Source organism: Herbidospora sp. NBRC 101105 (assembly GCF_030269205.1).
In the GTDB taxonomy this organism is placed as follows: domain Bacteria; phylum Actinomycetota; class Actinomycetes; order Streptosporangiales; family Streptosporangiaceae; genus Herbidospora; species Herbidospora solisilvae.
On the sequence record NZ_BSSX01000001.1, the window covers coordinates 1,769,719 to 1,792,312 of the forward strand.

A 22,594-nucleotide genomic window follows, 5' to 3' on the forward strand; every position below is an offset into this window, starting at 1 on the left:
ATGACGCCGGTGCTGCCGGGTCCGGTCCGGGCGGCGCTGGCGGCGCCCCTGGTCGACCACCACTGCCAGGGGGTGCGCCGCGACGACCTGGTCAGGGCCCAGTTCGAGACGCTGATCACCCGGGCGGGCCATCCCGCGCCGCCCGGGACGACCCATTTCGACACCCCCGAGGGCGTGGCGATCCGGCGCTGGTGCGCGCCCGTCCTGGGGCTCGAACCGCACGCCCCGGCCGCGGTATACCTGGCCAGGCGGGCCGAACTGGGCGCCGCCGAGGTCAACCGGACGCTGCTGCGGGCCGCCGGGGTCGTCGCGTTCCTGGTCGACACCGGCACCGAGGCCTCGCCCGACCTGCTGTCGGTGGCCGAGACCGGACGGCTCGGGGGCGCGGCCTCCGACGAGATCGTCCGGCTGGAGCGGGTCGAGCAGGACGTCGCGGAGGAAGGACTGAGCGCGCCCGCCTACCTCGACCGGCTGCGGGGCGAGGTGGCCGCGCGGGCCTCCCGGGCGGTCGGGTTGTCGACCGTGATCGGCTACCGCTGCGGGCTCGACGTCGATCCGGTCCGGCCGGCGCGCGGGGCCGTGCTGGCGGCGGCCGGGCGGCGGGCCGCCGAGCCGAAGAAGCCGCTCGCCGACCCGGTGCTGCTGCGCCACCTGCTCTGGACCGGCGTCGACGTGGCGCGGGAGCGGGCCATGCCGCTGCAGATCCCGTGCGGCCACTCGGGGGTCGAGCTGGGCCTGCTGCACCGGTCCGACCCGACCGCGCTGGTCCCCTTCATCAGGGCGCTGGGCCCGCTCGGGGTGCCGGTCATCCTGCTGCACTGCTCGCCGTACGAGCGCGCCGCCGCGTTCCTGGCCGCCGCCTTCCCCCACGTGCACATCGACGTCCGCGACGGGCTCCCCGAGGTGCTCGGCCTGGCGCCGTTCCACAAGATCATGTTCGGCTCGGGCGGCTGGGGCGTCGCCGAGACCGTCTACCTGGGGGCGCTGCGGCACCGCACCGTGCTGGCCCGCGAGCTGGCCGCCCGCATCGAGGCGGGCGACTGGTCGGGCGGAGACGCGGAACGGGTCGCGGGGATGATCGGGTCGGGGAACGCTCGTCGGATCTACCGACTCTAAATCGTCTTCAGGTAGGAGGAACCAGCAGATCTTGGCAGAAAGACTTGAAACGCCATGACTGCCATAGAGATCCGCAACCTCAGCAAGTCGTTCGGCGCCGTCCGCGCCGTCGACGACGTCTCCTTCACGGTGGAAGCCGGCACCGTCACGGGCTACCTCGGCCCCAACGGCGCCGGCAAGACCACCACCCTGCGTTCCCTGCTCGGCCTGGTCACCCCCGACTCGGGGGAGGCGCTGGTCAACGGGCGGCGGTACGCCAGCCTCGACCACCCGCTGAACGAGGTCGGCGCGGTCCTGGAGGCCACCAGCTTCCACCCGGGCCGCACCGCCCGCGACCACCTGCGCATCATGACCACCGCGGCGGGCCTGCCGGCCTCCCGGCCGGACGAGGCGCTCGAACAGGTCGGCCTCGCCGACGCCGCCCGCAAGCGGGTCGGCGGCTTCTCCCTCGGCATGCGCCAGCGGCTGGCCCTCGCGGGCGCGCTGCTCGGCCAGCCGAAGATCTTCATCCTCGACGAGCCCGCCAACGGCCTCGACCCGGCGGGCATCCAGTGGCTGCGCGGCTTCCTGCGCCACCTGGCCCACGACCTGGGCGCGGCCGTGCTGGTCTCCAGCCACGTGCTGGCCGAGGTCGAGCAGACCGTCGACAACGTGGTGATCATCGCCAAGGGCCGGCTGGTCCGCCAGGGCAGCCTCGCCGAACTCACCGGCAACGGCGGCGGCACGGTCCGGGTGAAGACCAAGGACGACTTCGCCCCGGCCCTGCGCGCCGCCGGCGCCGAGGTCGAGGAGGTCGAACCCGGCGTGCTGCGGGTCAAGGGCCTGGACGCCGAGGAGATCGGCCGCCTCGCCCTCGACCAGCGGGTGCTCCTCACCGAGGTCGCCCAGGAGCGCTCCGACCTGCAGAGCGTCTTCCTCGAACTGACCGGCGAGGGGGCCCCGGCATGACGAACCTGATCCGCGCGGAGCTCCAGAAGCTCTTCACCACCCGCCTGTGGTGGGCGATGGCCCTGGTCATGCTCGCCCTGACCACGCTCGGCCTGGCGTTCCTGATCGCGCAGGCCGGGGCGCCGGCGCCCAACGGCCAGCCCGCGCTGCCCGCCCTCGACGACCCGGCGTGGTTGCCGCTGGCCCTCAGCAACGCCAACGGCAACATCTTCACGATGATCCTCGGCATCGTGCTGATGACCGGTGAATACCGGTACCAGACGATCACCGGCACCTTCCTGACCACGCCCAAGCGCGGCCGGGTCATCGCCGCCAAGCTGGGCGCGGGCGTGCTCATCGGCGCGTTCTTCGCGGTCGTCTCGCTGCTGTTCACCGCCGTCGTCGCCGTCACCGCCGTGCTGATCGGCGGCGGCACGGTCGACCTGACGGCCAACCGCATCCCGCAGCTCGCGGTCGGGGTGCTGGCCACGATGATCCTGTACGCCCTGTTCGGCATCGGCCTGGGCGCGCTGGTGCGCAACCAGGTGGCCGCGCTGATCGGCGGCGTCGTCTGGGCGTTCGTGATCGAGTCGATCCTCAGTTCCTTCCCCGCCCTCCAGACGGTCGGCAAGTGGCTGCCCGGCGGGGCGGCGCAGGCGCTGATGAGCATCGACTTCGACACCGGCCTCGGGGAGTCGAACCTGCTGCCCGCCTGGGGCGGCGCGCTGGTCCTGATCGGCTACGCCCTGCTGTTCGCCGTCGTCGCCAACCTCACCACCACCCGGAGAGACATCACCTGAGGTCGTTATGCTCATGGCCCATGGTGAAGCTGCAGAGTGATGTATCCGTCGAACTGGTCAAACACAGCGCGTCCGACTCGGACGTGCTGTGGGCGGCCCGGGTCTCGACGGCGGGGGAGCAGTCGCTTGAGGAGATCCACAAAGACCCCGAGCGGTCGAAGGGCCTGATCAACTTCCTGATGCGCGACCGCCACGGGTCGCCGTTCGAGCACAACTCGATGACCTTCTTCATCAGCGCGCCGATCTTCGTCTTCCGCGAGTTCCACCGCCACCGCGTGTGGTCCTACAACGAGGAGAGCGGCCGCTACCGGGAGCTGCAGCCGGTCTTCTACGTGCCCGGCCCCGACCGCAAGCTGGTGCAGGAGGGCCGCCCCGGCAAGTACGTGTTCGTCGACGGCACCCCCGAGCAGCACACCCTCGTCTCCGAGACGATGGAGGAGTCCTACCGGGCCTCCTACGCGGCGTACCAGAAGATGCTCGAGGCCGGGGTGGCCCGCGAGGTGGCGCGGGCCGTGCTCCCCGTCGGGCTGTTCTCCTCCATGTACGCCACCTGCAACGCCCGCGCGCTGATGCACTTCCTGTCGTTGCGCACCAAGGACGAACGGGCCGTCGTCCCGTCGTTCCCCCAGCGCGAGATCGAGATGGTGGCCGAGAAGATGGAGGCCCTGTGGGCCGGGCTGATGCCGCTCACCCACGCCGCCTTCAACGCCAACGGGCGCGTCTCCCCCTGATTTGAGTACCGGGGTGCTCAGGCGCCCGCCGCCGGGCGGCTCCATCCTGCGATGACGAACATCGCGGAAGGAGCACCCCGAAATGAGGAGACTGCAGGCCGCCCTGACCGGGTTACTGGTCGTGGCGGCCTTTCTCGTCGCCCCGCCCGCCCACGCGGCGACCGTGAAGGTCACCGTCCACCTCTACCGCGTCGTCGAGATCTCCTGCGACGAGGGCGCGGGGGAGGCGTGCGGCAACGACTACTACCCGAAGTTCAAGATCGGCGGTGAGGAGCTCTACGACGGCAAGGACGACTTCTGCTGCGCCCATGGAGGCGACTTCCGGACCAACTGGGTGCACTCGGCCGACGTCGACACGAGCCAGAACCCCGTCGACATCCACATGGAACTGTGGGACCAGGACGACCTCACCGCCGACGACCCCATCGACTGGGGCGCCCCCGGCGACCACGTCGACCTGAAGTTCGACCTGAACACGTGCGTGTTCACCGGCGGCGGCCTGACCGCGCAACAGGGCGCGGGCGTCACGTCGCTGGCGGGGGAGAGCGAGCAGAGCGCGGTCGACTCGGCCCGCGGCTACTTCACCATCACCACGCCCGACTGCCTCCAGAAGGCCAAGACCACCGACGGCGACGGCGACGGCCTCATGGACGTCTGGGAGGCCCCCGGCCAGGGGCTCGACGTCGACGGGAACGGCGGCGTCGACCTGCCGCTGGGCGACATGGGCGCGCTGCCCTACCGCAAGGACCTGTTCGTCGAGGCCGACCACATGGAGGGCGCCGCCCCCCGCCCCGGCGCGATCACCGACGTGGTCAACGCGTTCGCCGCGGCCCCGGTCGACGAGTACGAACCCGGCAAGTACCGCGGCGTCAATCTGCACGTCCTCAGCGGCGAGCAGGTGCCCCGGATCGACGTCGTGAAGTTCAACGACCCCGGTCCGGGCGACCTCGACGACTTCAACGACCTCAAGAGCGGCAAACCTGACAACCCCTGTGACGGTCACTTCGGCACCGCGGCCGACCGCGCGAGCCCGAACTGCGCGGCCGTCCTGGACGCCCGCCGCCAGGTCTACCGCTACATGATCTTCGGCCACAAGTACGAGCAGTTCCCCGACTCCTCGGGCCAGGCCGAGATCGACGACGCCACCCTCGAAGGCGGCAACGACTTCATCGTCACCGTCGCCACCTGGGACTTCGACGACGACGCCGACCGGCAGGTGATCGAGGGCTCGACGTTCATGCACGAGCTCGGCCACACCCTGAGCCTGGGCCACGGCGGCGGCGACCACGTCAACTGCAAGCCCAACTACCTGAGCGTGATGAGCTACGCCTTCCAGTTCCCGCGCCGCGACCCGAACCGGCCCCTCGACTACAGCAGCGCCGCCAAGGGCACCGCCTTCGGCACCCCGCTGAAGGAGACGCAACTCGACGAGAACAAGCGCCTCCACGCGACGCCGAACCCGGCCCGCAAGATGATCTGGGGACTCGACGGGAAGTGGCGGCTCGACGACGCCAACGACCAGCCCATCGACTGGAACGGCAAGGACGGGGACAACGAGACCGAGGCCGAGGCCGACATCAACTGGATCGACTCCATCGGCGACCCGGGCGAGGGCTGCAACATCCAGGAGAAGACCGAGCTCAAGGGCCACGACGACTGGGCCGGCATCCAGTACAACCCCCGCCTGAACGTCGGCTTCTTCTCCGACGGCGTGCGGCGGAACCTGCCGAGGGAACTGACCGAGCGCGACCTCAAGGCGATGACGCAGCAGGCCGACCTGAAGCTCACCAAGACCGCCGACCGCGCGACGGCGGCGGGCGGCGACGTCATCTCCTACACGGTGGGCGTCACCGACCTGGGCCCCGGCCCGGCCAAGGCGATCAAGGTCGCCGACACCCTGCCCGACGGAACGGTCCAGCACCGGACGCTGCCCGACCTGGCCGCCGGGGCGACCACGACCACGCCGTTCACCTACCAGGTGCCGTGCGCGGTCACCGACGGCACCGTGATCACCAACACCGCCACGGTCACCGGCACCGACGCCGAGGGCGTGCCCGACCCGTCGCGGACCGACAACACCGCCGCCGCGACGACGACCGCACGGGCGCCGAAGCTGACGGTGTCCCAGACGGCGACCCCCTCGGTCGGCGCGGGCGAGGCGATCACGTACACGATCACCTACGCGAACACGGGTGGCGACGCCGCCTCGGACGTGGCCGTCTCGGCCACCGTGCCGAAGGACGTCTACTACAGCACGGCGCTCGACCTGGGCGCCGGGCCGAAGCCGGCCACGGTGACCCTGAACGCCGACGGCACCAGGACCCTCACCTGGAACCCCGGCGGCCTGGCCGCGAACTCGGGCGACCGGGCGATCGTCTTCACCGCCCGGCCGACCCTGCTCGCCCTGCCGGGCGCGACCTTCGCCGGGGCGGTGTCGATCTTGTACAGGAACGGAAGCGGGGCCTGCGCCTACGCCCCGGTCACCGCCTCGTCGTCGACCACGGTCACCGCGGTCGCGCCGAGCCGTGACCCGATGCTGCGGGCCCTGTGGGCGCTGCGCGACGACCTGCGGACACCCGAGACGCTGGCCCGGGTGCAGGCGACCGACACCCGCTGGGACGGCGCCGACGGGTCGGCGCCCGACGGCAGGTTGTCGCAGCAGGAGGCGGACGCGGTGTTCCTCCTGCCGGTCACGCAGCCGCGCACGCTGCGCGCCGACCTGCTGGCCGCCCTGCTCAACACGGCGACCCGCAGGATCAACGCCGGCACCGTCGTCAGCACGCCGGTGATCAGGTCACTCGGCCTCGGCACGGTCGGCGACGCCGTCCGCTACGCCCAGGCCACGCTGGCCCAGCCGCCGACGCCGCCGAACCTGGCGCGCTACGCCAAGACCGGCGTGGTGCTCACCGAGGTGAACGCCGGGATCGCGGAGCGGTACTAACTCAGCGCGGGGAGGACGTAGACCTCGGCGCCCGGGGGGAGCTCGCAGTCGAGCCCGCCCAGGCGCCGGGCGTTCTCCCCGCACACGAAGATGCCGATGTGCCGCCGCAGCGCGCCGTATTCGTCGCGCAGCCGCCCCTCCAGATCCGGGTGGGTGCGGCGCAGCGTGTCGAGCGCGCCCCCGAGAGTCGGGGTCTCCGACTCCCCGGGCGCCACGGCGAACACGCGCACCTGGGTGTCGTCGCCGATCCAGTGGCGCAGGGTGGTGGGCAGCACGAAGGTCACCAGGGTGACCGGCCGGGCTTTCATCCGTTCATCGTGCCAGGCCCGCGGCGTCCGCGGGCGCGGTTCAGGGTTCGCCCTGGATCGCGTCCCGGTGGATGGACGACAGCGGCACCCCGCTGTCGAGCAGCCGCCGCACGGTCGTGTTGACCATGGTCGCCGGTCCGCACACGTACACCTCGTGGCCGGTCCACGTGTTGATCCTCGGCACCACCTCGTCGAGGTCGCCCCGCATGCCCGTGTACGAGTCGTCGTGCGAGACCACCGGCAGCACGCTCAGCCACGGGAAGCCCGACTCCAGGCGGCGCAGGTCGGGCAGGTCGTAGAGCTCGGCCGCCCGGCGGGCGCCCACGATCATGGAGATGTTGGGCCGCCGTCCCGAGGAGATGACCTGCTCGACGATGGCCTTCAGCGGGGCCAGGCCGGTGCCGCCCGCCACGCAGAGGATGTCGCGCTCGCCGTCGGGCGGGGCCATGGTGCCGACCGGCGGGCCGAGGAGGATCTGGTCGCCGATCTTGGTGTGCTGCGCGAGCGCGGTGCTCACCCAGCCGCCCGGCAGGGTGCGCACGTGCAGCGTGATGGTGTTGTCGGCCCGGGGCGCGTTGGCGATGGAGTAGGTCCGCCAGACGCGGGGCCAGCGGGCGACCTGCACGTTGACGTACTGGCCCGGCACGAAGTCCATGCGCTGGCCGGGCCGGAGCGTGACGACGGTGATGTCGGGCGCGCGGCGGTCGTGGTCGACCACCTCGGCCAGCCACCAGGCGGGGTTCCTGCCCGCGTCGGCGTCGGCCGCCCCGATCATCGCGTCGGCGGCGGCGGTGTAGGCGGCCACCCAGGCCGCCTCGATCTCCGCGTTCCAGATCTCGGCCGCGAAGCGTTTGATCGTCGCCAGCAACGCGTTGCCGACGGCGGTGTAGTGCTCGGCCACGACCCCGTACTTACGGTGGTCACGTCCGAGTTGTCCCAGATACCCCCCCAGGCTGTCCGGGCTGTCCAGCATCCAGACGATCCGGGTCAGCGAGCCGAAAAGACGGTCTCGCGTGATGTCCATCGCCGGGGGGAACATGCCCCGGAGATGCGGACTCTGCGCGAACAGGCGGCCGTAGAAGTACGCGGCTGCTCGCTCCGCGACAGGCTCGACGACGGAGAAACTCTCTTTGACGAGGCGCGGATTCAACGACATGTAATGGTCCCACCCTGAGTGACCGGAATAGGTTCTTCCGGTCTGCCGATCCACCTCCCTGACGGTTCCGGGTGAACGAGCGCGGCGGCCCCCCGGCACAACCTTCGCTCATTTGGGAGTCTTCCACTCTGAGATGCACGTCACAACTGATTCACCCCAAAGGCGACTGTTGGTAGTCAGTACGTCATCCTCCGTGAGCTCAGGTCCCGACATTTTCGGACAAGAAACGCGAATGTCATTCGTGTTGTTGCGGGGGCGTGCTGACTGATACGTGGGATACGTGACAAAACCGAAATCAAGTGCGCCATGATGGGCATGCCGTCGCGCGCAACCTACTGGAGACTCCATGGCCCGTCCGATCATCGGCATCACCAGCTACCTTGAGGCCGCCCGCTGGGGCGCGTGGGTGCGGGAGGCCGTGGTCTCCCCGCAGGGATACTCGCGGGCCGTGGAGAAGGCCGGGGGCGTCCCGGTCGTGCTGCCCGCGCTGCTGCCGGCCAACGTCGACGACCATCTGCGCGGCCTCGACGGCGTCCTGCTCGCCGGCGGCATCGAGGTCGACCCCGGTCTGTACGGCGAGCCGCGCGAGCCGCGCGTCGACGAGCCGCAGGCCCACCGCGACCGCTTCGAGATCGCCCTGGCCAAGGCGGCGGTGGCGGCCGGCAAGCCGGTGCTCGCGGTGTCGCGCGGCATGCACGTGCTGAACGTGGCGCTCGGCGGCTCGCTGATCCCGTGGTTGCCCGACGTGGTGGCGCACGACCGGCACTCCGGCGCGCGGCACACCGTGATCATCAGCGTGTCCAGCAAGATCGGCAAGGCGGTCGGCGACCGTCTGGAGGTGAACGCGCCGCACCACCAGGCGGTGAAGAAGCTCGGCCAGGGGCTGCTCGCGGTGGCCTGGGCCGACGACCAGATCGTCGAGGGCGTCGAACTGCAGGGGCACCGCTTCTGCGTGGGCGTGCAGTGGCACCCCGAGCGCGGCGCCGACAACCGTCTCATGGAGGCCCTGGTCGAGGCGGCCCGGCCCTTCTGACCGGCGCGGACCGTCAGCCGCCGTCGAGGAGGCGGCGGCCCAGCGGGGTGAGGCCGTGCAGCACGGCGGGCCCGCGCCGGGTGCTGGTGATCAGGCCCGCCTGCCGCAGGGTCTTGGTGTGGCGGCTCATCGAGGCGAGCGAGGCGTGCAGCCGCGTGGCGAGCTGGGTGGTCGAGGCGCTGTGCCGCAGGGCGGCCAGCACGGCGGCGCGGGTCGGACCCATCAGCTCGGCCAGCGAGCCGTCCGTCCCGGTCCCGGCGGCCCGGTGCTCGGCCGCGATCGGGTAGACCACGACCGGCGGCAGGTCCGGGTCGGCGAGCGACACCGGCGTCCCGTCGCAGAAGAACGACGGCACGAACCGCAGTCCCCGGCCGCCGAGGTGGAGGTCCCGGTCGGCGGGGTGGCGCACCTCCAGCACCGGACGCCGCCAGCGCATCATCGGCGCGAACCCGCGCAGCAGCGCCTCGACGCCCCCGGCGAGCAGCGCGCCCGTCCGGGTCGCGACGTCGGCCTCGACGCTCGCGCGGACGAGGTCGTCGTGGGCGCCCACCGCGGCACGGTGGAAGTCGCCCAGGGCGCACGCCAGCTCGGGCAGACCGGCGGGGAGCCGGCGCCCGGCGGTGTCCAGTTCACGCCGGAGCCGCCGCGGGTCCGTCGCGCGGACGGCCTCCAGGCCCGCGTCGAGCCCGGCCGCCGACTCGGCGGGGGTGAGGAAGTCGGGCACGTAGCGGCCGCGCGGGGCGAGCGCGGCGAGGAACGCCGCGCCGGGCCGCAGCAGGTCGGTCAGGTCGGGGCGGGCGCGCAGCCGCGCGGTCCACGGGCGGAGGCGGGCCGGCGGGGCCGGGTCGCCCAGCCGGAAGTGGCTCAGCAGGACCTCCCACAGAGGGTCGGCGACGGTGCTCAGGCGGGTCCGCGCGATGTCCTCGGCGGTGAAGTGGATGCGCAGCACCCGCCGAGTGTCGGCGGCCCGTCTTGACACCGGCTTGCCGCTCCGACCTGCGTCTATACCCCACCTATACCGAGGTGCCGGACGCTCCCGGTCATGTCGAACCGGGGTTGGGAGTTCCGGCTGCTCGGGCCGGTCGAGGTGTGGCACGGCGGCGGGCGGATCGGGCTCCCCCGCCGCGCCCAGCGCTGCCTGCTGGGCCTGCTGCTGCTGGAGGCGGGCCGGGTCGTCCCGGTGAGCCGGTTGCTCGAACTGCTGTGGGACGACGATCCGCCCGCGCACGCCCGGGGCGTCCTGCACAGTCACGTCGCCCGGCTGCGCGGCGCCCTCGATCCCGACCGCACGGGGTCGCGGGGCTTCCGGCTGCTGCTGCGGGGCGACGGCTACGTGGCCGAGACCGACGCGGGCGCCGTCGACGTGCACCGCTTCCGCGACCTGGTCGGGCGGGCGGGCCTGGCCGGTCCGGGCGGCCGGGCCCGCCTGCTCCGCGCCGCCCTGGCGCACTGGCGCGGGCCGCTGCTCGCCGGCGCGGCCACCGACCGGGTCCGCGACCGGCTGGGGGCGGGCCTGGAGGAGCTGCGGCTGTCGGCGGTCGAGTCGTGCGTGGAGGCCGAGCTGGAGTGCGGGCGGCACCGGGAGCTGCTCCCGGAGCTCGCCGACCTGGTGCGGCAGCACCCGCTGCGGGAGCGGCTGATCCGCGCGTACATGCTGGCCCTCTACCGCGACGGCCGCCGTCCCGACGCCCTGGCGGCCTACCGCAGGGCGCGGGGCGACTTCGCCCGGGAGCTCGGCCTCGAACCGACGGGCGGCCTCGGCGAGGTGCACGACCGGATGGTGCACGCCGACCGGTCGCTCGACCTGCCGCCTCCGGGGGCGCGGCGGGCGGGACCGTCCGCCGCCTGGTGGTGACCCTCATCGGGCCAGCTGGATCACGTACGTGGCGGCCGTCACCGTCGCGGTCGTGCCGAGCAGCAGCGTCAGCACCCGTTCCCCGGCCCGCCGGGCCACCGCCGCGCCGAGCAGCGCCCCGGCGACGCCGCCGAGTCCGGTCGCGATCCCGACGTGCCAGATCGGCGCGGCCGGGGGCGTGCCGACGTGGAAGGCGTCGAACAGGCTGTAGGCCACCAGCCCGCTCAGCGAGGTCGACAGGGTCGAGGTGAGGGCGAGCGGCGCGGCCCGCGCCACGCTCTGGTGCGCCGCCGCCACCAGGACCGGGGCCAGCATCGACCCGCCGCCGATCCCGATCGTGCCCCCGATCGCCCCGGTCACCAGCGCGAGCACCGCCAGCGGCAGCGCCCGGACGGGCGGGGAGTCACCGTCGCGGACCCGTGCCCCGCGCACCGCCCGCACCAGCAGCTGCACGCCCAGCGGCGCGAGCACCGCGATCACCAGCAGCCGGAACCGCGCCGGATCGGCGAACAGCGTCACCCGCCCGTACGCCCCCACCACCGCCGCCGGCACGCACGCGCCCGCGACGACGAGCAACTCGGCCGCCCGCCCGCGGAACGCCGGCGCGCGCAGCAGCGCCAGCGGGGTCGACACCGCGTTGAAGACCAGGTTGGTCGCGCTGATGGCGGGCCCGCTCACCCCCAGGACGCTCGCCTGCAGCGGCAGCAGGAACACCGCTCCGGAGACCCCGACCGGGGTGCCGAGCGCCGCCACCAGGAAGCCGGCCACCAGCGCCAGCGCGATCTCCGCCATGTCCCCCCACCATTCTCCGGGAACATAGTAGGGAAAGCATGGAACTAGGGTGCGGTGCATGACACTGCACGACCGCGCCCGCGTGTACCTGGACCGATTCCCCCCGGCCGTCGACTACGTCCCGCCGACCCTCGCCGAGATCCAGGAGAGCCGTCCCGTCGACGGCGACGCCGAGGGCCGGAGCCCGCGCATCCCGCTGCACGAGGTCGCCGACACCGTCATCGCCGGGGTGCCGGTCCGGATCTTCCGCCCGGCGCCCGGCGACCTGCCCGTCGTCGTCTACGTCCACGGGGGCGGGTTCGTCTTCGGCAGCGCCGACGTCGACGACCCGATGTGCCGCGACCTCGCGGTCCAGACGGGCGCCCTGGTCGTCTCGGTCGACTACCGGCTCGCGCCGGAACACCCGTTCCCGGCCGCCGTCGACGACTGCTGGGCCGTGGTGGAGGCGGTGCTGCGCGAGCACCCGACGGTCGCGGTCATGGGGGAGAGCGCGGGGGCCAACCTCGCCACCGTCTGCGCCGCCCTGGCCCGCGACGCCGGGCTGCGCCTCACGCACCAGATGCTCGTCTATCCCTGCACGGAGATGCGTACCGACACCCAGGGCTTCGCCGACGAGGGCCACCACAACCTGGAGACCGCCCGCGTGGCCTGGCTCTTCGACCAGTACGCCGGCGCCGCCGACCGCACCGACCCCCGCTTCGCCCCGGCCCTGCTGCCGGACAAGACGGGCCTGGCCCCCGCCACGGTCATCACCGCCGAGCACGACCCGCTGACCGCCGAGTGCGAGCGCTACGCGGCCGAGCTGGGCGCGGAGTACCGCTGCTTCGCCGGCTCCCTGCACGGCTTCTTCGGCCTGCCCGGCTTCTTCCCCGAGGCGGCCGAGGCCAGGAGGTACGCCGCCGACCGCCTCAGGGCGTCGTTCTAGAACGACCGGGGCAACCCCAGCACCTGCGTGGCCAGGTAGTTGAGCAGCAACTGCTCGGTCACCGGCGCGACCAGCCCGATCCGGGCGTCGGCGAGCAGCCGGGCCACCGGATACTCCAGCGAGTAGGCCATGCCGCCGTGGGTCTGGAACGCCGCGTCGGCCGCCTCCCAGAACGCCTGGGAGGCGGTCAGCTTGGCGATGTTGGCCTCGGTCCCGCACGGCTCGCCCCGGTCGAAGAGCCACGCCGCCTTGTAGAGCATCAGCCGGGCCAGCTCGATCTTGGCCTTGACCGCCGCCAGGGGGAACGCGATGCCCTGGTTGGCGCCGATGGGCCGTCCGAACACCTCGCGCTGCCTGGCGTACTCGACGCCGACCCGCAGGGCGACCTCGGCCCCGCCGAGCGCGGAGGCGCCGAGCAGGATGCGCTCGGGGTTGAGGATGTCCCACAGCACGACCGCCCCGCCGTGCACCTCGCCGACCACGTTGCGGGCGGGCACCCGCAGGTCGTCGAAGAACACCATGTTGGACGGCGTCGTGTTGGCCCCCATCTTCGGGATCGGCCGGTAGGACAGCGTGCCCGCCGCGACCGCCTCGGGCACGTTGACCAGCAGCACCGTGAGCCCGTTGGTCCGGGGTCTCGCCTCGGCGGCCGGGACGGTGCGGGTGACGAGCAGCATCCAGGTCGCCCGCTGCACCCCGGTGATCCAGATCTTCTGCCCGTTCACCACGAACTCCGACCCGTCGAGGCGGGCCGAGGTGGTGATGGCCAGCGAGTTCGACCCGGCGTCGGGCTCGGTCAGCGCGAAACAGGTCTCGATCTCCCCGGCCGCCAGCCGGGGCAGCAGGTCGGCCCGCTGCTCGGGGGAGCCGTGCCGGGCGATGGTCATCGCCCCGAAGCCGGGCGTCAGCACGTAGGTGAAGGCCGACCCCCCGGCCGACCCGGACGCCGACAGCGTCTCGGTCGCCACCGTGAGCTCCAGCAGCCCCTGGCCGCCCCCGCCGAACTCCTCGGGGACCGCGAGGCCGAGCCAGCCGCCCTTGGCGAGCTCGGCCCACACCTCTTCAGGCCACCGCTTCTCGGCCTCGCACCGCTCCCAGTAGGACATGTCGTAGTGGGAGCAGATCTCGCCGATGCCGTCCCGTACGGCCCGCGCGCTCTCCGGCAGCCTGAAATCCATGCCGCATTCTAGAACGCGTTCTCTATCGCCGGTCGCGGGGCCGCCGGGCGTGGTAGACGAACGCCGGAGGCAGGTTCGGCCACACGGTCCGTCCCATCACGACCTCCTCGAACGAGGCGAACAGCGCCCGCCGGATCCGCAGCGCGGGCGGCAGCATCATCGCGTGGACGTAGGCGAACATCGTGAACGCCCCCTCCGGCTTCAGCGAGCCGAGGATGCCGTTCAGCAGGCTGTCCTGCAGCTTGGGGGAGAACGCGGCCCACGGCAGGCCGCTGATGATCACGTCGGCCCGCGCCAGCCCCCGGTCGGCCAGCAGCGTCGGCAGCCCGCACGCGTCGTCGACGACGACCTCGACCCCGGGGTGGCGGTCGGACAGGTGGGCCGCCAGGGCGGGGTTGATCTCCACGGCCAGGTGCCGGCCCCGGCCGCCCAGCCGGCGCTGGATCTCCGCGGTGAAGGAACCCGTTCCAGGCCCGAGTTCGACCACGACGGGGTCGCCCTGCTCCGGGATGGGCGCGCACACGGCCTCGGCGAGCCGGCGGGAACTGGGGGCGATCGCGCCGACCGAGGCGGGGGAGCGCATGAACTGCCCGAAGAAGAGGGCTGATTCGTTGGCCATGAGTTGCAAGGTATGAGGCGGAGGGGAGTGCCCGAGCCGTCCAAACGGCCCGAGTGACCGGCCACTTGGCGGAGGCGAAGCGGACCACCGCGTCTATTTGGGCCGCTACCGTGCATTCATGTCATACCTCCGGTGGCACGTCACCTGGTGGCCGGACCTCGTCCTGGCCGCCGCCGGTGTCGCGCTCTCGGTGCTCGCGAGCGAGTCGTGGGCGGGGGCCCCGCCCGCGTCCGGCCCGCTGGTACTGCTGATCGCCGTCTGCACCGGCCTGCCGCTGGTCTTCCTGCGCCACCGGCCGGTCGCGGTCGCGTTCGCGCTGGCCGCCCTGCTGGTCGTGTTCGACAACGCCGGGTCGGGCCTGGTCGACGGCATCCAGATCCTGCTGCCGATCGTGGTCGGCGTCGTGGCCCGGCAGCGCACCCTCCTCTGGACCGGCCTGGCCGCCGTCGCGGCGTGCCTGGCCACGGGCGTCAACCTGGCCGATCCCGGCATCGCGTTCACCAGCAACTACTGGTACTACGTCGTCGGCGTCGTGCTGCTGCCGGTGCTGATCGGGCGCTACCTCCGGGGCGCGGCCGGGCGGCGCGACCACGGGGAGGAGCCGGCCCCGCTGCTCGACGTGCTGTTCGCCGCCGGGGGAGTGGCCTACGCCGTCCTCGGCACCTGGTCGTACTGGGACGGCCACGACCTGCGGGTCGGCGGGGTCGGCCTGCTGGCCGTGTTGTCGGGGCTGGCGCTGGGCGCGATCCGCTGGTTGCCCGGGTCGGTGCTGCTGTTCGAGAGCGGGCTGGTGCTGCTGGCCGACAACCTCGTGCCGCCGGTCGCCGACACCCTCCGGGTGGTGCTGTTCGTCGCGCTGGCCGTGTTCGCCAGCCAGGCCACCTGGCGGTGGCTGGGCGCGGGCTACCTGCTGACCTGCGGGGTCACCCTGGCCACGGTGATCGACTCCACGAGCGACGTCACCGGCCTGACCTACGGCGTCGTCGCGACCATGGTCGTGGCCCCGGCGGCGATCGGGGCCTATGTGGGCGTCCGCCGGACCGCCGCCCGGAGAGAGGAGGAGCTGCGCGCCGAACGGGCCCGCAGCGACCGCCTGGCCGAACGCGAGCGCATCGCCCGCGAGGTGCACGACATCGTCGCCCACCACGTCGGCGCGATCGTGCTGCGCGCGGGCGCCGCCCAGTACGCGGGCGCGGGCGGCCCGGCCGCCGAGGCGCTGGCCGACATCCGCGACACCGGCCACCAGGTCCTCGACGACCTGCGCGGCCTGCTCGCGGTGCTGCGCGACCCGGGCCCCGACACGACGCTGCCGGTCGCCGACCCCGACGAGGTCATGCGCGACGCCGCCGCCCGGGTGACCGCCGCGGGCGTCGAGGTGGTCCTGGACATCGCCCCCGCGACCGCCAGGGCCGCCCTGGTGGCCCGCGCGTCGGCGGCCAGGATCGTCCAGGAGGGACTGACCAACGTGCTGAAGCACGCGGGAGAGGGAAGCCGGGCGACGGTGAGCGTCACGGCCGATGAGAAGGAGCTCGTCGTAGAGATCCGCAACACCCCCGGCAAGGCCCCGACGGATCTGCCGTCGTCGGGGCACGGCGTGGCCGGGATGCGCGAACGCACCCGCGCGCTCGGCGGACGGCTGACCGCCGGTCCGCTCCCCGACGGCGGCTGGCGCCTGGTGGCCACCTTCGTCCTCCCGGTCGAGGCGGCGGCCCGATGATCAGGGTCGTGGTCGCCGACGACCAGGCGCTGGTCCGGGCCGGGGTGCGCATGATGCTGGAGGCCGCCGGAGACGTGTCGGTCTGCGGCGAGGCGGCCGACGGCGGCGACGCCGTCCGCGTCGTCGAACGGGAACGGCCCGACGTGGTGCTGATGGACCTGCGCATGCCGCGCGTCGACGGCCTGGAGGCCACCCGCCGCATCCTGGCCGCCCACCCGTCGGCCCGCGTCGTCGTGCTGACCACCTTCGCCGAGGACGAGAACGTGTACGCCGCCCTCCGGGCCGGCGCGACGGGCTTCCTGGTCAAGGACGATCCGCCCGACCGCATGGTCGAGGCGGTCCGCCGGGCGGCCCACGGCGAGCAGCTGCTGGCCCCCTCGGTGCTGCGCCGCGTCGTCGCCAAGGCCCTGTCGGCCGAGGAGCAGCGCGCCCCGGAGCGGCCCCCGTTCCTGACCGAACGCGAGATCCAGGTGCTCACCCTGGTCGGCACCGGCCTGTCCAACCAGGAGATCGCCGCCCGCCTCCACGTGGGCGTCACGACGGTCAAGACCCACGTGGCGGCGCTCATGGAGAAGCTGCGGCTGCGCAACCGCACCCAGGTCGCCGTGGTCGCCCACCGTCTGGGTTTGGTCGGCCCCGACTTCCGTCCCGCCGACATGTAGGGTCGGGGTCGTGACAACCAGCGAGGACCGGATCTTCACGATCCCCAACCTGCTGAGCTTCCTGCGGCTGCTCGGCGTGCCGGTCTTCCTCTGGCTCATCCTCGGCCCGAAGGCCGACGGCTGGGCCGTCGCCCTGCTGATGGTGGCCGGCTTCTCCGACTGGCTCGACGGCAAGCTCGCGCGCGCCTGGAACCAGACCAGCAAGCTGGGCCGCCTCATCGACCCCGCCGCCGACCGCCTCTACATCCTGGCCACCCTGGCGGGCCTGGTGCTGCGCGACATCATCCCGTGGTGGCTGGCCGCCCTGGTGATCGGCCGCGACGTGCTGCTGCTGTTCACCGTGCCGTTCCTGCGCCGCATGGGCTACGGCTACGCGCTGCCCGTCCACTTCCTCGGCAAGGCCGCCACGGCCAACCTCATGTACGCCTTCCCTCTCCTGTTCCTGGCCTCCCACCCCAGCTGGTATGCGGAGATCTGCGCTGTTTTCGGGTGGGCGTTCGTCATCTGGGGTACGGGTCTGTACTGGTGGGCAGGGGTGCTGTACGTGGTGCAGGTGCGGCAGCTCGCACGCGTTTCCTGAAGAGGGTGATCATCCCGTGAAGGCCGTTGTGATGGCGGGCGGGGAAGGAACCAGGCTGCGGCCGATGACCGCCAACCAGCCCAAACCCCTCCTCCCCGTGATCAACCGGCCGATCATGGAACACGTGTTGCGGCTGCTCAAACGCCACGGCTTCACCGAGACCGTCGTCACCGTCCAGTTCCTCGCGGCGCTGATCCGCAACTACTTCGGCGACGGCGACGAGCTCGGCATGACCCTCCACTACGCCACCGAGGAGAGCCCCCTCGGCACCGCCGGGAGCGTCAAGAACGCCGCCGACCGGCTGCGCGAAGACCGCTTCCTGGTCATCTCGGGCGACGCCCTCACCGACATCGACCTGACCGACATGCTGCGGTTCCACCGCGAGAACCGGGCCCTGGTCACCATCGGCCTCAAGCGGGTGCCCAACCCGCTGGAGTTCGGCATCATCATCGTCGACGACCACGGCCGCATCCAGCGGTTCCTCGAGAAGCCCACCTGGGGCCAGGTCTTCTCCGACACCGTCAACACCGGCATCTACATCATGGAGCCGGCCGTCCTCGACGAGGTGCCCTCGGGCCGGTCGGTCGACTGGTCCTCCGACGTGTTCCCCAAGCTCCTGGAGCGCGGCGAGCGGCTGTTCGGCTACGTCGCCGAGGGCTACTGGGAGGACGTCGGCACCCACGAGAGCTACCTGAAGGCCCAGGCCGACGTGCTGGAGGGCCGGGTCAAGGTCGACTTCGACGCGTTCGAGCTCTCGCCCGGCGTGTGGGCCGCCGAGGGCGCCTCGGTCGACCCCGAGGCGGTGCTCAAGGGCCCCCTGTTCATCGGCGACTACGCCAAGGTCGAGGCCGGGGCCGAGCTGCGCGAGTACACCGTGCTCGGCAGCAACGCCGTGGTCAAGGAGGGCGCGTTCCTCCACCGGGCGGTCGTCCACGACAACGTCTACGTCGGCCCGGCCGCCAACCTGCGCGGCTGCGTGATCGGCAAGAACACCGACGTCATGGCCGCCGCCCGCATCGAGGAGAACGCGGTCGTCGGCGACGAGTGCGTCATCGAGGCCGAGGCCTACGTCTCCAGCGGCGTCAAGATCTACCCGTTCAAGACCGTCGAGGCGGGCGCGGTCGTCAACACCAGCGTCATCTGGGAGTCGCGGGGCCAGCGCAGCCTCTTCGGCCCCCGGGGCGTCAGCGGCCTGGTCAACGTCGAGATCACCCCCGAGCTCTGCGTCCGCCTGGCCAGCGCCTACGCCACCACCCTCAGCAAGGGCGACACCGTCGTCACCTCCCGCGACGGCTCCCGGGCCGCCCGCGCCCTCAAGCGGGCCGTGATCAGCGCGCTCAACGCCAGCGCGATCAACGTGGTCGACCTGGAGGCCGCCGCCATGCCGGTGGCCCGCTTCCACACCTCCCGCGAGACCGTGAAGGGCGGCATCGCCCTGCGGACCACCGCGGGCGACCCCCAGAGCGTCGACATCGTCTTCATGGACGAGACCGGGGCCGACCTCTCCCAGACCGCGCAGCGCAAGCTGGAGCGCGTCTTCTCCCGCCAGGAGTACCGCCGCGCCTTCCCCGGCGAGATCGCCGAGTTGTCCTTCCCGGCCCGAGCCCTCGACACCTACAGCCGCGACCTGGTCCGCTGCGTCGACATGACCGGCGTGAAGGACGCCGAGATGAAGGTCGTGGTCGACTGCGCCGGCGGCACCGCCTCGCTCGTGCTGCCCAGCCTGCTCGGCCGGGTCGGGGTCGGCGTCCTCACGGTCAACAACCGGCTCGACGACGCCTCGCCCACCGAGACCTTCGCCGAACGCCGCCGCGACCTGCAGCGCCTGGCCGAGCTGGTGGCCTCCTCGCGGGCCGCGTTCGGGGTGCGGTTCGACCCGGTGGGGGAGCGGGTCTCCCTCGTCGACGAGAAGGGCCAGCTCATCAGCGAGGAGCGGGCCCTGCTGGTCGTCCTCGACCTGGTCGCCGCCGAACGCCGCGGCGGGCGGGTCGCGCTGCCGGTCACCACGACCAGGGTCGCCGAGATGGTCTGCCGCTTCCACGGCGTCCACGTCGACTGGACCGCCACCAGCACCGACGCGCTGACCACGGCGGCCCGCCACCCCGAGATGGTGTTCGCCTGCGACGGCCGGGGCGGCTTCATCGTGCCCGAGTTCGGCCCCACGGTCGACGGCCTGGCCGTCTTCCTGCGGCTGCTCGGCCTGGTCGCCCGCACCCGCCTGTCGCTCAGCCAGATCGACGCCCGCATCCCCGAGACCAAGCTGCTGCGCCGGACCGTGCCCACCCCGTGGGCCCACAAGGGCACCGTCATGCGCTCGGTCGTCGAGGCCGCCGAGGGCGACCGCATCGACACCACCGACGGGGTCAGGGTCGTCGGAGAGGACGGGAGCTGGGCGCTGGTGCTGCCCGACCCGTCGGAGGCGGTCACCCATCTGTGGGCCGAGGGACACGACATGGACACCGCGCAGTCGCTTCTCGAACGATGGGCCGACGTGGTCGAGCGTGCCGCCGGGTCGGCATGAAACGATAGCCTGGCCGGGAAACGGTGATCACATGTGGTTGGTGTGGCGCCATGGACCGTGGCCGGTGCCTGACGATAACGTTGGGTGGCCATTGTCCGGCGCGTCTGCCTTGACCTTTGTGCCTGATCAGCGTAAGTTTCGGCATTCGCAAGTTTGAGCTAGTCGTGAGAGAGGCCGAGCCGTTCGATGCCCAGCGTCTACTGCACGCAGTGCGGTCACCCCAACCCCGAGGATGCCCGTTTCTGTTCGCGATGCGGTTCGCCGCTGAGCCCCGCGGCCCACACCCCGGCACCTCCCAACCCCTACACGACCGGTCAGGGCTTCGTCCCCGACAACACCTCGACGATCTCGCTTGAGGCGATCGAGGAGGCCACCGGCCAGGGCCTGCTTCCGGACCGTTCCGCGATCGAGCAGCTCCCGCCCGGCACCGCCCTCCTCGTCGTGATGCGCGGCCCCAACGCCGGCAGCCGGTTCCTGCTCGACAGCGACCTCACGACCGCCGGCCGCCACCCCGAGAGCGACATCTTCCTCGACGACGTCACCGTCTCCCGGCGCCACGCCGAGTTCTACCGGCGCGGCGGGCAGTTCACCGCGCGCGACGTCGGCAGCCTCAACGGCACCTACGTGAACCGGGAGCGCATCGAGGAGTTCCCCCTCGCGGGCGGCGACGAGGTGCAGATCGGGAAGTTCCGGCTGGTGTTCCTGACCCGGGGCTGATCATGGGCGCCGAGGCGGCCAGGGCCTTCATGAGCATCGGGGAGGTGCTCGCCCAGCTTCAGGGCGAGTTCCCCGACGTGACGATCTCCAAGATCCGGTTCCTGGAGGGCGAAGGGCTCATCGAGCCCGAGCGCACCCCTTCCGGCTACCGCAAGTTCACCCCCGGCGACGTGGAGCGCCTGCGGTTCATCCTGACCGCACAGCGCGACCGCTACCTGCCGCTGCGGGTGATCAAATCCCAGCTCGACGAGTCGGCCCGCCCCCGGGCGGTCGACGCCGAGCCGGTGTCGGTGCGGCTCAGCCGCGAGGAGCTGCTCGCCGCGGCCGAGATCGACGACGAGACGCTGGCCGAGCTCGAAGACTACGGCCTGATCGCCCCGACGGCCCGGCTCTACGACGAGGCCGCCCTCGAGATCGCCCGCACCGTCGGGGCGCTGGCCGCCTTCGGCCTCCACGCCCGTCACCTGCGCGCGGTCAAGGCCGCCGCCGAACGCGAGGCGGGCCTGGTCGAACAGGCCGTCGCGCCGCTGCTGCGCCGCCGGGCCCCGGGGGCCGTCGACCATGCCGGGGAATCGGCACGGGAGATCTCCGGGTTGTTATTACGTATCCACGCCGCGCTGCTGGAAGGGGCCGTCCGCGGCTCTCTCGGCCGTTGACGCGGGTCCGGCGCGCGGGTGTTACGTTGAATGCCTGGTGAGTTGAATACCTGGTGAAATGCCGCATCCCGGAGAGTGAGCGCCTGTGTTGCAGATGGAGTTCGTGGGGGTCCGGGTGGAGATGCCCTCGAACCAGCCGATCGTCCTTCTCAAGGAGGCGAACGGCGACCGCTACCTGCCGATCTGGATTGGCATGACCGAGGCGACCGCGATCGCGCTCGCCCAGGCCGACGAACCGCCGCCCCGGCCGCTGACCCACGATCTGTTCCGCAATGTGCTGGGCGCGTTGAAGGTGTCACTCGAACGCGTCAACATCGTCGCGCTGCGTGACGGAATCTTCTACGCCGACCTCGTGTTCTCCAACGGCGTAGAGGTAAGCGCACGTCCTTCCGACTCCATCGCGCTGGCCCTGCGGACCGACGCGCTGATCTTCGCCAGCGAGGAGGTCATGCGGGAGAACGGCGTCAGCATGGCCGATGACCAGGAGGACGAGGTCGAGAAGTTCCGGGAGTTCCTGGACAACATCAGCCCCGAGGATTTCGGCCGTGCCGGTTGAGTTGAGGGGTTATCTCACCTTCACGACGCGCCGGGGGCGGTCGTTGACTGTGCCTTTCCCCAGTCCTACGGTGCAAGGGAATCCACGGTTGTAGTTCGCGTACCCCCAGATCAGACCGTGGGATGAGAGAAAGCCGGAGGTCCGCAGTGGCGGTCAGCAGCGGCGAGGGTAACAAGGCCGACCAGCACGACTCGGCTCAGCGTGAGTCGGCGCGGGAGCGCGCCGGCGAGCAGGGTCTGCTGTTCGACGAGCGGCCCGCGGCGGTGCGCGACGACATCGGCTACCGCGGCCCCACGGCATGCGCTGCCGCCGGGATCACCTACCGCCAGCTCGACTACTGGGCCCGCACCGACCTGGTGCAGCCGACGATCCGGGCGGCCCAGGGCTCCGGCTCCCAGCGGCTCTACAGCTTCCGCGACATCCTGGTGCTCAAGGTCGTCAAGCGGCTCCTCGACACCGGCGTCTCCCTCCAGCAGATCCGCACCGCCGTCCAGCACCTGCGCGACCGCGGGGTCAACGACCTGGCCCAGATCACGCTCATGAGCGACGGCGTCAGCGTCTACGAGTGCACCTCCGCCGACGAGGTCATCGACCTTCTCCAAGGAGGGCAGGGGGTCTTCGGCATCGCCCTCGGCCGGGTCTGGCGCGAGGTCGAGGGATCGCTCGCGGAGCTGCCGGGGGAACTGGCGGTCGGCCCCGACACTGACGAGGCCGACCACCCCTCCGACGAACTGGCCCAGCGCAGGCGGGCCCGCCGCACCGGTTGAGGCTCCATCTCCCGGGTACGGGTAAGGTTGTCGTAGC

At 72.1% G+C, this 22,594-nt stretch carries 22 protein-coding genes; 16 read left to right on the forward strand and 6 right to left on the reverse strand.

The features are described 5' to 3' along the window. The 5 genes from QSK34_RS07725 (at window position 1) to QSK34_RS07745 (ending at window position 6,515) form a co-directional block, all read left to right on the forward strand. On the forward strand, window positions 1–1,116 hold the full coding sequence (locus QSK34_RS07725) for an amidohydrolase (protein WP_285581494.1): 1,116 nt from the start codon (window positions 1–3) through the stop codon (window positions 1,114–1,116). Window positions 1,117–1,170: 54 nt separating this feature from the next. Continuing rightward, window positions 1,171–2,064, forward strand: a complete 894-nt coding sequence (locus QSK34_RS07730; protein ID WP_285581496.1) for an ABC transporter ATP-binding protein — start codon at window positions 1,171–1,173, stop codon at window positions 2,062–2,064. Continuing rightward, window positions 2,061–2,843, forward strand: a complete 783-nt coding sequence (locus QSK34_RS07735; RefSeq protein WP_285581498.1) for an ABC transporter permease — start codon at window positions 2,061–2,063, stop codon at window positions 2,841–2,843. Before QSK34_RS07730 ends, QSK34_RS07735 begins: the two co-directional genes overlap by 4 nt. Before the next feature lie 20 nt (window positions 2,844–2,863). Beyond that, entirely contained in the window at window positions 2,864–3,574 is a 711-nt protein-coding gene (gene thyX, locus QSK34_RS07740; protein ID WP_161477886.1) for an FAD-dependent thymidylate synthase, read from the forward strand. 82 nt (window positions 3,575–3,656) lie between these two features. Continuing rightward, window positions 3,657–6,515, forward strand: coding sequence for a CLIPPER-2 domain-containing protein (locus tag QSK34_RS07745; protein ID WP_285581501.1), 2,859 nt, complete (start codon window positions 3,657–3,659; stop codon window positions 6,513–6,515). Here the strand turns inward: QSK34_RS07745 and QSK34_RS07750 are convergent. Continuing rightward, window positions 6,512–6,823 carry a ubiquitin family protein gene (locus QSK34_RS07750; protein ID WP_030453580.1) on the reverse strand — a complete coding sequence of 104 codons (312 nt, stop codon included), beginning with the start codon at window positions 6,821–6,823 and terminating at the stop codon, window positions 6,512–6,514. The genes QSK34_RS07745 and QSK34_RS07750 overlap by 4 nt on opposite strands. 40 nt (window positions 6,824–6,863) lie before the next feature. Further along, window positions 6,864–7,979, reverse strand: a complete 1,116-nt coding sequence (locus QSK34_RS07755; protein ID WP_285581504.1) for an FAD-binding oxidoreductase — start codon at window positions 7,977–7,979, stop codon at window positions 6,864–6,866. Between the two features lie 346 nt (window positions 7,980–8,325). Here QSK34_RS07755 and QSK34_RS07760 point away from each other — a divergent pair, with 346 nt between their 5' ends. Beyond that, complete coding sequence (locus QSK34_RS07760; protein WP_285581506.1) at window positions 8,326–9,012, forward strand: gamma-glutamyl-gamma-aminobutyrate hydrolase family protein; 687 nt, start codon at window positions 8,326–8,328, stop codon at window positions 9,010–9,012. Between the two features lie 13 nt (window positions 9,013–9,025). Here QSK34_RS07760 and QSK34_RS07765 read toward each other — a convergent pair whose 3' ends face one another. Next, window positions 9,026–9,961, reverse strand: coding sequence for an ArsR/SmtB family transcription factor (locus tag QSK34_RS07765; protein ID WP_285581508.1), 936 nt, complete (start codon window positions 9,959–9,961; stop codon window positions 9,026–9,028). A gap of 93 nt (window positions 9,962–10,054) precedes the next feature. Between QSK34_RS07765 and QSK34_RS07770 the strand changes: the two genes are divergently transcribed. After that, window positions 10,055–10,867 carry an AfsR/SARP family transcriptional regulator gene (locus QSK34_RS07770; RefSeq protein WP_285581511.1) on the forward strand — a complete coding sequence of 271 codons (813 nt, stop codon included), beginning with the start codon at window positions 10,055–10,057 and terminating at the stop codon, window positions 10,865–10,867. Between the two features lie 3 nt (window positions 10,868–10,870). Here the strand turns inward: QSK34_RS07770 and QSK34_RS07775 are convergent, their stop codons facing one another. Then, window positions 10,871–11,659, reverse strand: a complete 789-nt coding sequence (locus tag QSK34_RS07775) for a TSUP family transporter (RefSeq protein ID WP_285581513.1) — start codon at window positions 11,657–11,659, stop codon at window positions 10,871–10,873. A gap of 58 nt (window positions 11,660–11,717) precedes the next feature. On the opposite strand from QSK34_RS07775, the gene QSK34_RS07780 reads away from it, so the two are divergent. Further along, window positions 11,718–12,584 carry an alpha/beta hydrolase gene (locus tag QSK34_RS07780; RefSeq protein ID WP_285581515.1) on the forward strand — a complete coding sequence of 289 codons (867 nt, stop codon included), beginning with the start codon at window positions 11,718–11,720 and terminating at the stop codon, window positions 12,582–12,584. On the opposite strand, the gene QSK34_RS07785 is transcribed toward QSK34_RS07780, so the two are convergent. Then, the gene (locus tag QSK34_RS07785) at window positions 12,581–13,762 is read right to left on the reverse strand and encodes an acyl-CoA dehydrogenase family protein (RefSeq protein WP_285581517.1); all 1,182 of its coding nucleotides are present in this window, start codon (window positions 13,760–13,762) and stop codon (window positions 12,581–12,583) included. The two genes, QSK34_RS07780 and QSK34_RS07785, sit on opposite strands and share 4 nt — an antisense overlap. A gap of 22 nt (window positions 13,763–13,784) precedes the next feature. Next, window positions 13,785–14,381, reverse strand: coding sequence for a class I SAM-dependent methyltransferase (locus tag QSK34_RS07790; RefSeq protein WP_161477877.1), 597 nt, complete (start codon window positions 14,379–14,381; stop codon window positions 13,785–13,787). 118 nt (window positions 14,382–14,499) lie between these two features. Here QSK34_RS07790 and QSK34_RS07795 point away from each other — a divergent pair, with 118 nt between their 5' ends. From QSK34_RS07795 to QSK34_RS07830, 8 genes are all read left to right on the forward strand, one after another. Continuing rightward, the gene (locus QSK34_RS07795) at window positions 14,500–16,098 is read left to right on the forward strand and encodes a sensor histidine kinase (protein WP_285581518.1); all 1,599 of its coding nucleotides are present in this window, start codon (window positions 14,500–14,502) and stop codon (window positions 16,096–16,098) included. Continuing rightward, complete coding sequence (locus tag QSK34_RS07800; protein ID WP_062332222.1) at window positions 16,095–16,760, forward strand: response regulator; 666 nt, start codon at window positions 16,095–16,097, stop codon at window positions 16,758–16,760. The genes QSK34_RS07795 and QSK34_RS07800 overlap by 4 nt, the downstream gene beginning before the upstream one ends. 10 nt (window positions 16,761–16,770) lie before the next feature. After that, on the forward strand, window positions 16,771–17,340 hold the full coding sequence (gene clsA / locus QSK34_RS07805; RefSeq protein WP_062332225.1) for a cardiolipin synthase ClsA: 570 nt from the start codon (window positions 16,771–16,773) through the stop codon (window positions 17,338–17,340). Between the two features lie 16 nt (window positions 17,341–17,356). Next, window positions 17,357–19,861: a sugar phosphate nucleotidyltransferase gene (locus QSK34_RS07810; RefSeq protein WP_161477874.1), complete on the forward strand. Its 2,505-nt coding sequence runs from the start codon at window positions 17,357–17,359 to the stop codon at window positions 19,859–19,861. 186 nt (window positions 19,862–20,047) lie between these two features. Further along, window positions 20,048–20,578: a double zinc ribbon and FHA domain-containing protein gene (locus QSK34_RS07815; protein ID WP_030453592.1), complete on the forward strand. Its 531-nt coding sequence runs from the start codon at window positions 20,048–20,050 to the stop codon at window positions 20,576–20,578. A 2-nt stretch (window positions 20,579–20,580) separates the two neighbouring features. After that, complete coding sequence (gene ftsR, locus QSK34_RS07820) at window positions 20,581–21,234, forward strand: transcriptional regulator FtsR (protein WP_161477873.1); 654 nt, start codon at window positions 20,581–20,583, stop codon at window positions 21,232–21,234. An 85-nt stretch (window positions 21,235–21,319) separates the two neighbouring features. After that, a complete protein-coding gene (locus QSK34_RS07825; RefSeq protein WP_156045686.1) occupies window positions 21,320–21,790 on the forward strand; it encodes a bifunctional nuclease family protein in 471 nt (156 codons plus the stop codon). Window positions 21,791–21,936: 146 nt separating this feature from the next. Further along, the gene (locus QSK34_RS07830; RefSeq protein ID WP_030453595.1) at window positions 21,937–22,557 is read left to right on the forward strand and encodes a MerR family transcriptional regulator; all 621 of its coding nucleotides are present in this window, start codon (window positions 21,937–21,939) and stop codon (window positions 22,555–22,557) included. The last annotated feature ends 37 nt before the right edge of the window (window positions 22,558–22,594 follow it).

Coding starts and splice junctions, on each gene's coding strand:
- QSK34_RS07735 (WP_285581498.1), top strand. CDS start 2,061: ATGACGAACCTGATCCGCGCGGAGCTCCAGAAGCTCTTCACCACCCGC.
- QSK34_RS07795 (WP_285581518.1), top strand. CDS start 14,500: ATGTCATACCTCCGGTGGCACGTCACCTGGTGGCCGGACCTCGTCCTG.
- QSK34_RS07775 (WP_285581513.1), bottom strand. CDS start 11,659: ATGGCGGAGATCGCGCTGGCGCTGGTGGCCGGCTTCCTGGTGGCGGCG.
- QSK34_RS07780 (WP_285581515.1), top strand. CDS start 11,718: ATGACACTGCACGACCGCGCCCGCGTGTACCTGGACCGATTCCCCCCG.
- QSK34_RS07755 (WP_285581504.1), bottom strand. CDS start 7,979: ATGTCGTTGAATCCGCGCCTCGTCAAAGAGAGTTTCTCCGTCGTCGAG.
- QSK34_RS07725 (WP_285581494.1), top strand. CDS start 1: ATGACGCCGGTGCTGCCGGGTCCGGTCCGGGCGGCGCTGGCGGCGCCC.
- QSK34_RS07760 (WP_285581506.1), top strand. CDS start 8,326: ATGGCCCGTCCGATCATCGGCATCACCAGCTACCTTGAGGCCGCCCGC.
- QSK34_RS07790 (WP_161477877.1), bottom strand. CDS start 14,381: ATGGCCAACGAATCAGCCCTCTTCTTCGGGCAGTTCATGCGCTCCCCC.
- QSK34_RS07770 (WP_285581511.1), top strand. CDS start 10,055: ATGTCGAACCGGGGTTGGGAGTTCCGGCTGCTCGGGCCGGTCGAGGTG.
- QSK34_RS07815 (WP_030453592.1), top strand. CDS start 20,048: ATGCCCAGCGTCTACTGCACGCAGTGCGGTCACCCCAACCCCGAGGAT.
- QSK34_RS07800 (WP_062332222.1), top strand. CDS start 16,095: ATGATCAGGGTCGTGGTCGCCGACGACCAGGCGCTGGTCCGGGCCGGG.
- QSK34_RS07750 (WP_030453580.1), bottom strand. CDS start 6,823: ATGAAAGCCCGGCCGGTCACCCTGGTGACCTTCGTGCTGCCCACCACC.
- QSK34_RS07730 (WP_285581496.1), top strand. CDS start 1,171: ATGACTGCCATAGAGATCCGCAACCTCAGCAAGTCGTTCGGCGCCGTC.
- QSK34_RS07785 (WP_285581517.1), bottom strand. CDS start 13,762: ATGGATTTCAGGCTGCCGGAGAGCGCGCGGGCCGTACGGGACGGCATC.
- ftsR (WP_161477873.1), top strand. CDS start 20,581: ATGGGCGCCGAGGCGGCCAGGGCCTTCATGAGCATCGGGGAGGTGCTC.
- QSK34_RS07745 (WP_285581501.1), top strand. CDS start 3,657: ATGAGGAGACTGCAGGCCGCCCTGACCGGGTTACTGGTCGTGGCGGCC.
- thyX (WP_161477886.1), top strand. CDS start 2,864: ATGGTGAAGCTGCAGAGTGATGTATCCGTCGAACTGGTCAAACACAGC.